6 protein-coding genes and 2 pseudogenes are annotated in these 7982 nt (G+C 72.3%); 4 read left to right on the top strand and 4 right to left on the bottom strand.

Annotated elements, in window-relative coordinates:
- Positions 1 to 56 precede the first annotated feature (56 nt).
- Positions 57 to 980, top strand: a pseudogene (locus ACTHMS_RS20620) (beta-carotene 15,15'-dioxygenase, Brp/Blh family); the annotation flags it as partial.
- Positions 981 to 1015: 35 nt separating this feature from the next.
- Here the strand turns inward: ACTHMS_RS20620 and ACTHMS_RS20615 are convergent.
- On the bottom strand, positions 1016 to 2293 hold the full coding sequence (locus ACTHMS_RS20615; protein WP_440308536.1) for an oxygenase MpaB family protein: 1278 nt from the start codon (positions 2291 to 2293) through the stop codon (positions 1016 to 1018).
- A gap of 91 nt (positions 2294 to 2384) precedes the next feature.
- Positions 2385 to 3125, bottom strand: coding sequence for an IclR family transcriptional regulator (locus ACTHMS_RS20610; protein WP_440308535.1), 741 nt, complete (start codon positions 3123 to 3125; stop codon positions 2385 to 2387).
- A gap of 77 nt (positions 3126 to 3202) precedes the next feature.
- On the opposite strand from ACTHMS_RS20610, the gene leuC reads away from it, so the two are divergent.
- The 3 genes from leuC (at position 3203) to ACTHMS_RS20595 (ending at position 6048) form a co-directional block, all read left to right on the top strand.
- A complete protein-coding gene (gene leuC, locus ACTHMS_RS20605) occupies positions 3203 to 4615 on the top strand; it encodes a 3-isopropylmalate dehydratase large subunit (RefSeq protein ID WP_440308537.1) in 1413 nt (470 codons plus the stop codon).
- 11 nt (positions 4616 to 4626) lie between these two features.
- Entirely contained in the window at positions 4627 to 5220 is a 594-nt protein-coding gene (gene leuD, locus ACTHMS_RS20600) for a 3-isopropylmalate dehydratase small subunit (protein ID WP_440308534.1), read from the top strand.
- A gap of 198 nt (positions 5221 to 5418) precedes the next feature.
- A complete protein-coding gene (locus ACTHMS_RS20595; protein ID WP_440308533.1) occupies positions 5419 to 6048 on the top strand; it encodes an HU family DNA-binding protein in 630 nt (209 codons plus the stop codon).
- Between the two features lie 103 nt (positions 6049 to 6151).
- Here ACTHMS_RS20595 and ACTHMS_RS20590 read toward each other — a convergent pair whose 3' ends face one another.
- Together ACTHMS_RS20590 and ACTHMS_RS20585 are read right to left on the bottom strand one after the other, a co-directional pair.
- On the bottom strand, positions 6152 to 7045 hold the full coding sequence (locus ACTHMS_RS20590) for an NUDIX hydrolase (protein WP_440308532.1): 894 nt from the start codon (positions 7043 to 7045) through the stop codon (positions 6152 to 6154).
- A gap of 8 nt (positions 7046 to 7053) precedes the next feature.
- Positions 7054 to 7982 (bottom strand): annotated as a pseudogene (locus tag ACTHMS_RS20585) (RNA degradosome polyphosphate kinase); the annotation flags it as partial.

Below are 7982 nucleotides of genomic sequence, written 5' to 3'. Positions count from 1 at the left end.
CCGCCAAGATACAACAAAAACACCACAACCCCCCCTCCCTCCCCCCCTCCTCGGTTGTGTGTTGTTTGTTGTCCCCCCCCCCCCGGGGGCTTGCCCACCCCCGGCCCGCCCGCACGAGGGGTGCGCGCGCCGAGCGCCTGGTGCCGCCGGCCGCGCTGGTCGCCACCACGGCGGTGGTCGGCGCGGCCCGTGTGGCCGGTGCCGCGCTGCCGACCTGGCTCGGGCCGACGGTGCTGCTGACCGGGCTGCTGCTCGGCCTGCCGCACGGCGCGCTCGACGTCGACCTGCTGGTGCGCCGCACCGGACGAGGCCACGGGCGCACCGCCGTCGCCGGCCTGGCCTACGTCGCCGCGGCCGGCGCGGCGCTGGCCTGCTGGTACGCCGTGCCGACGGCGGCGCTGGTGGGTCTGCTGGTGCTCGCCGTCGTCCACTTCGGGCTCACCGACCTGGCCGGGCTGCACCGGCGCGATGACACCCGGCCGGTGCCGGTGCCGGCCGCAGCCGTGCTCGCGTCCGGCGGTCTGCCCGTCGTGCTGCCCTTCGCGCTGCACGGTGCCCGCACGACCGCGCTGCTCGACCGGCTCAGCGGCGGCCATGCGGGTGCGGTGCTCGGCCTCGCGCACGCCGCTCTGCCGGTGGTCGTGGCCGCGGCGGTCGTCTCGGTCGGGCTGGGCCTGACGCTCGACCGCACCGATCTCGCCGTCGACGTCGCGGTGCTCGGCGTCGCGTTCGCAGTGCTGCCGCCGCTCATCGCCTTCGGCGTCTACTTCGGCCTCTGGCACGCGCTGCGGCAGACCCTCGCGCTCGTCGCCGACGAGGCGGCGGCGCGGCCGGTGTCCTCGCTCGCGCGGCGGGCGGCGCTGCCGACGCTTGCGGCCCTGGTCCTCGTCCTCGTCCTCGCCGTGGCGAGCCGGCTCTCGCTGACGGCCGGCGACCTCGCTCTGCTGCTCGCGATCACCGTGCCGCACTCGGCCGTCAGCGCCTGGCTCGACCGTGCCCACCACTCGGCAGGTGATCAGCGGCGGAACTCCTCCACCGGCGTGAACTCCGCGGCGCGGCCGCCGGTCTCGTTGCGGTACCAGCGCTCGCGACGGGCACGCTGGACGCGGTCGGCGACGTCGTCGAGCGGCGGTACCAACCGTCGTGCCGTCTCGAGGGTGAGATTGACCGGCAGCCGCAGCAGCGGGTGCAGCACCCACGGGAAGCGGCGCGGCATGCGGTGCCGCGCGTAGGTCCACGGGAAGAGCCAGTAGCCGGTGTAGCCGATCTGGACGCGGTGGTTCACCTCGTCGCGCAACCGCTTGCGCCACGGTGACCCGGGCTTCGGCGCGAACGCCGGCAGGTACGACTCGACCAGCTCGGCGCCGTCCGCACCGGCCGTGTGCGCCCGCTTCACGAACGCCGCATACATCAGCTGCACCGCCTCGCGCACGTCGCGGGGGTACCAGCCGGGCTGCACGCCGAGCAGGTGACCGACGTAGCGCCAGAACTGCAGCGTCGCCTCGATCTCGCGGATCGTCGTCTGGAAGCCGACGGTCCACAGCCCCACGGCGGGCACGATCGAACCGCCCATGAGGGTGAGCGTGGCGTCGCCGATCGAGATCGGCACACCCCAGGCGTCCAGGTTCCACTCGGGGCGCTGCAGCAGCTTGCGGCGGATGAAGACGTGCATGACGCGCACCCGCATCGCGGTGGCCCGGCCGCGTCCGCCCAGGTCGAGGCCGCCGGGGTCGGTGACGTCGATCCAGAACCGCACCGTCTCGAGCTGCCGCTTGTGCGCCGCCTCGCCGGCGTAGCCACCGGCGTACGAGAGCGGCTTGGCGATCGAGCTCTCCGAGTACATCTCGAGCGTCGTGGTGGTGGCGAAGCTGAACGCTGCCGTGCCCCATCGCCGGAAGACGCGCGCGCCGAGTGCGACCTGCTCGGCGTCGTACCAGTCCGGCAGCGTCTCGAACTCGGCGAACAGGCGCCGCATCGACTCGGGCGCCTCGGGCACCGCGTCGATGCCGTGCTCGAGCGCGCGGTCGAGCATCGCCCGGCCGGTCTTCGGCCCCGGCCCGTGCAGGTAGACGTCGTCGACGAACGCCTCGGCGACCGGGTCGGCGTCGTAGTAGGCCGCCGCGAAGCGCTGCACCAGCTCGTCCGGCGGCTGCGGGTCGAAGCGGAACACGGTGCGGAACAGCCGCCGTGCCCGCTGCACCCGTGGGTCGTCCACGTGCTCCCAGTAGCGGAACTCCGTCGGCACGCGGGTGCCCGCACCCTCGACGTCGATCCGCGCGGCAGCCTTGGTCATGCCCAGAACCTAGAACCAGCAGGCCCGCTTGTCCCCCGGGGCAGGCGTCCTGCGCCCCGCTGGACGACCGGGGCGGGGGACAAGCGGTCGTTCAGACGCCCACCGCGGACGCGATGCGCCGGGCGCCGGCCACGAGGATCGGGCCGATGCGCGAGCCGGGGGAGCGGCCGAGGCGTTCGATCGGGCCGCTGACCGAGACGGCGGCGAGCAGGCGAACGTCGGCGGCGAGCACCGGCGCGGACACCGACGCGACACCCGCCTCGCGCTGCGCGATCGACTGCGCCCAGCCGCGGCGGCGCACCTCGGCCAGCGTGCGGTCGGTGAAGGCGGCGCCGTCGAGCAGGCCGTCGAGTGTCGCGGGGTCGCTGAACGCGCAGATGACCTGGGCACCCGAGCCCGCGGTGAGCGGCAGCCGCGTGCCCACCGGCACGGTGGTGCGCAGCCCGTGCGTGCGCTCGGCGGCGGCGATGCAGACCCGCTCGTTGCCGTCGCGGCGGTACAGCTGCGCCGACTCGCCGCTCTCATCCCGCACCCAGGCCAGCACCGCACCGGCGGCGACGACCAGCGGGTCGGGCAGCGCTGCGGCGAGCTCGCCGACGCGGGGGCCGAGCAGGAAGCGCCCCTCGGCGTCGCGGGTCAGCAGCCGGTGCACCTCGAGCGCCACGGCGAGCCGGTGCGCCGTCGCGCGGGGCAGGTCGGTCGCGTCCACCAGGTCTGCGAGCGTGCGCGGGGCCGCTGCTGCGGCCGCGAGGATGGCGACGGACTTGTCGACGACGCCGATGCCGCTCGACCGCACTTGGTCGACGGCGTCAGGGTTGCTAGGCTGTCCCACACAGCGATACTACGATCTCACTCAATGAGATGGCAATCTCGCAACACCGGTACGAGCGCAGCGAACGGACGGCGGACATGGGCAGGACACTGGCCGAGAAACTCTGGGACAGCCACGTGGTGCGATCCGCACCCGGCGAGCCCGACCTCATCTACATCGACCTGCACCTCATCCACGAGGTGACCAGCCCGCAGGCGTTCGACGGCCTGCGCCTCGCGGGCCGGCAGGTGCACCGTCCCGACCTCACACTGGCCACCGAGGACCACAACACCCCGACCGACTACCGGCTGCCGCTCGTCGGCACCGAGTCGATCACCGACCCGGTGAGCCGCACGCAGATCGAGACGCTGCGCAAGAACTGCGCCGAGTTCGGCGTGCGCATCTACCCGATGGGCCACGACAACCAGGGCATCGTGCACGTCATCGGCCCGCAGCTCGGTGTCACCCAGCCGGGCATGACCATCGTGTGCGGCGACTCGCACACCTCGACGCACGGCGCGTTCGGCGCGCTCGCGTTCGGCATCGGCACCTCGCAGGTCGAGCACGTGCTGGCGACGCAGACGCTGCCGCTCGACCGTCCGAAGACCATGGCCGTCACCGTGAACGGCGACCTGCCCGAGGGCGTCACGCCGAAGGACGTCATCCTCGCCGTCATCGCCAAGACCGGCACCGGCGGCGGCCAGGGATACATGGTCGAGTACCGGGGCACGACCTTCGAGCGGATGTCCATGGAGGGCCGCATGACGGTCTGCAACATGAGCATCGAGTGGGGCGCCCGCGCCGGCATGATCGCGCCGGACGAGACCACCTTCGCCTACCTCGAGGGACGCCCGCACGCGCCGCAGGGCGAGCAGTGGGACGCCGCCGTCGAGTACTGGACGAGCCTGCGCACCGACGACGACGCCGAGTTCGACGCCGAGGTCACCCTGGACGCGAGCACGCTGACGCCGTTCGTCACCTGGGGCACGAACCCCGGGCAGGGCGCACCGCTCGGCAGCACCGTGCCCGACCCCGCGTCCTTCGAGGACGCGACCGAGCGTGTCGCCGCCGAGAAGGCGCTGGCGTACATGGGCCTCACCGCCGGCACGCCGCTGCGCGAGCTCAAGGTCGACACCGTCTTCGTCGGCTCGTGCACCAACGGCCGCATCGAGGACCTGCGCGCCGCGGCCGCGATCGTGCAGGGCCGCAAGGTCGCCGACGGCGTGCACATGCTCGTCGTCCCCGGCTCGGTCGCCGTGCGCCGACAGGCCGAGCAGGAGGGCCTCGACCGCATCTTCATCGAGGCCGGCGCCGACTGGCGCCAGGCCGGCTGCTCGATGTGCCTCGGCATGAACCCCGACCAGCTCAAGCCGGGCGAGCGCAGCGCGTCGACGTCCAACCGGAACTTCGAGGGACGGCAGGGCAAGGGCGGCCGCACGCACCTCGTGTCGCCGCTCGTCGCCGCCGCCACCGCGCTCACCGGCCACCTCGCCAGCCCCGCAGATCTCTGAAGGACGCACCCATGGACAAGTTCACCGTGCACACCGGCACCGCGGTGCCGCTGCGGCGCAGCAACGTCGACACCGACCAGATCATCCCGGCGGTGTACCTCAAGCGCGTGACGCGCAGCGGGTTCGAGGACGGCCTGTTCAACGCCTGGCGCACGAACGAACCGGACTTCGTCCTCAACCAGCCGCAGTACGCCGGCGCGACGGTGCTCGTCGCCGGCCCCGACTTCGGCACCGGGTCGTCGCGCGAGCACGCGGTCTGGGCGTTGATGGACTACGGCTTCAAGGCGGTCATCTCGCCGCGCTTCGCCGACATCTTCCGGGGCAACTCGCTCAAGGCCGGGCTGCTCACCGTGGTGCTCGACGAGAAGGTCGTGCAACGGCTCTGGGACGACATCGAGGCCGACCCGACGACCCAGGTGACCGTCGACGTCGTCGAGCGCCAAGTGCGCTGGAGCGGCGAGGTGCACGACTTCGAACTCGACGACTACACGCGCTGGCGGCTCATGGAGGGCCTCGACGACATCGGTCTGACCCTCCGGCACACCGATGAGATCGCCGAGTACGAACAGCACCGCAAGCCGTGGCTCCCGACGGTCGCCGTGTAGCGCAAACCGTTACGCAGTAAGGCTTTCCGCCTCCGGCGGCCCGTCCTCGACGAAGGGATCGGCCGCCGGGGGTGTCGTACGTCCGGCGAGATTTCCCTTGCGACACAAGCCGATTGCGTTGTTGTGCCGCCGTTTCGGCCCTAAGGTCGGCCCACGAGACCGGTCACGAAGACCGGAGACTTGTCCCCAGGAGGACTCGTGCCCAACAAGAGCCAGTTCGTCGAGGCGCTCGCCGAGCGTCTGGACGGCGACAAGAAGCGTGCCGCCGCGGCGCTCGACGCCGTCATCGACACCGTCTACGCGGCGATCGCCAAGGGCGAGCGCGTCGCGATCACCGGCTTCGGCGTCTTCGAGCGTCGTGACCGCGCCGCGCGCATCGCGCGCAACCCCGCCACCGGCGCCAAGGTGAAGGTCAAGAAGACCTCCGTCCCGGCGTTCAAGGCCGGTGCCGAGTTCAAGGCGATCGCCAGCGGTGCCAAGAAGCTCGCGAAGGCCCCCGCCAAGAAGGCCGCCCCGGTCAAGACCGCGGTCGCCAAGGCGAGCACCCGGGTCGCGTCGTCCGGGGCTGCGCCGGCCGCGGTGAAGACGGCGGCCAAGAAGGTCGCGGCGAAGGCCGCACCGACGAAGGCGGCGACCAAGGCCCCGGCCAAGACCGCGGCGAAGGCGCCGGCGAAGACCGCCGCCCGCACCACGGCCGCCAAGGCCCCGGCGAAGACCGCGGCGAAGGCGCCCGCCAAGACCGCAGCGGCGAAGACCACCGCGGCCAAGGCGCCGGCCAAGAAGGCTCCCGCCAAGAAGGCCCCGGCGAAGAAGGCCGCCTCGTCCTGAGCCACGACCGCACCGCCGAGTGGTGGGTTCGCCTGCCGAGTGGTGACTGCCACGTCACCACTCGCGCCACAACCCACCACTCGGCGGGTGCGATCATCTGTGATCAGGTGCGCAGGGCGGTCGGGTCGGCGTAGTAGTCCGCCGCCAGTACTGCGCCCCGGTACAGGCTCAGCACCCAGACCGCACCCTTCCTGGTGTCGGTCAGCCCCACGGTCGGTGCGAACCGGCCGATCAGACCCGGGATCGCATCGCCCTGGCTGCTCACCACGGTGACGCGTCCGGGCTTCGCCAGCCCCTGCACCGCCTGCCAGGTGGCGTTTGGGTCGGCCTCCCACGCGAGGTCACCGATGTCCGTGCGCACCCGCACCGGCAGGCCGAGTTCGTCGGCGAGCGGCTGCACCGTCTGCACGCAGCGCACCGGGTCGGCCGAGTAGACCCGGTCAGGCGCGAACAGCCGCAGGAACGTCGCCAGCCTCAACGCCTGTTGTTCGCCGACGAGGTCGAGCGGCCGCTGCAGGTCGTCCCCGCGCCACTCGGTGCGCTTGCCGGCCTTCGCGTGCCGGACGAGCAGCAGCATCGCGTCCGGCACCGGCTGCGCGGCGAAGTCGGCGACCACGAAGCGGTCGAGCTCGTAGGTGAGCCGGCGCCGCGCCGCCTTGAGGCCCATCCACTCGATCTTGTCGACCTCGTCGCCGCTGACCGGCATCTCGCGCAGATAGCGCATCGCCCAGTACGACACGGTCTTGCGCCCGGCGGCCGTGCGGTAGCGGACGTCCGGCAACTGGCGGCACACCGCCACCCGCGCGCCGATCTCCTCTCCGACCTCGCGCACCGCGGTCTGCAGCGGGTACTCGCCGCGGTCCGCCTTGCCCTTCGGCAGGCTCCAGTCGTCGTAGCGCTGCCGGTGCACCAGCGCGATGCGTACCGCCCCGCGACCGTCGGTGCGCCACACGACGCCGCCGGCGGCCGGCGTCGCCTCGGCCGCCTGTGGCGACACCGAGGCTGCTACTCGCCGCGGGTCAGGAGCTTCATCATCGACTCCTGGTAGTCGACCGTGCCGCCCGTGCGCTGCCAGCTGCCGTCCGGCTGCAGCTCCCACGCGGCTGTCGACGCGTCGAAGGCGGCGTCGAGCACGGCGTCGAGGTGGGCGCGCGCGTGTGGCTCGCACACCGGCGTCAGCACCTCGACGCGGCGGTCGAGGTTGCGGTGCATGAGGTCGGCCGAACCGATGAGGTACTCGGGCTCGCCGTCGCCGCCGAACTGGTAGATGCGCGAGTGCTCGAGGAAGCGCCCGAGGATGCTGCGGCAGCGGATGTTCTCCGACAGCCCGGGCACGCCGGCGCGGATCGTGCAGAACGTGCGCACGAGCAGCTGCACCTCGACGCCGGCGAGCGAGGCCCGGTACAGCGCGTCGATGGTCTGCTCGTCCACCAGGTGGTTGGTCTTGAACCGGATCGAGGCCGGGCGCCCGTCGCGGGCCAGCTCGATCTCGCGCTCGATGCGGTCGATGAGCCCGGCGCGCACGCCCTGCGGGGCGACGAGCAGCGACCGGTAGTCGGTCTGCTTTGACCAGCCGGTGAGCACGTTGAACAGGTCGGTGAGGTCCTTGCAGATCGACTCGTCGGCGGTGAACAGCGCGAGGTCCTCGTAGAGGCGTGCGGTCTTGGGGTTGTAGTTGCCGGTGCCGATGTGCGCGTAGCGGCGGATCTGCGACCCCTCGCGCCGCACGACGAGCGCCGTCTTGCAGTGCGTCTTCAGGCCCACGACGCCGTAGACGACGTGGCAGCCCGCGCGCTCCAGCGCCCGGGCCCACTTGATGTTCGCCTGCTCGTCGAAGCGGGCCTTGATCTCGACCAGGGCGACGACCTGCTTGCCCGCCTCGGCGGCGTCGATGAGGGCGTCGACGATGGGGGAGTCACCGCTCGTCCGGTAGA

The organism is Jatrophihabitans sp., from assembly GCF_051960575.1.
Lineage (GTDB): Bacteria > Actinomycetota > Actinomycetes > Mycobacteriales > Jatrophihabitantaceae > JBQCEE01.
This window is presented reverse-complemented; position numbering and strand designations above follow the sequence as displayed.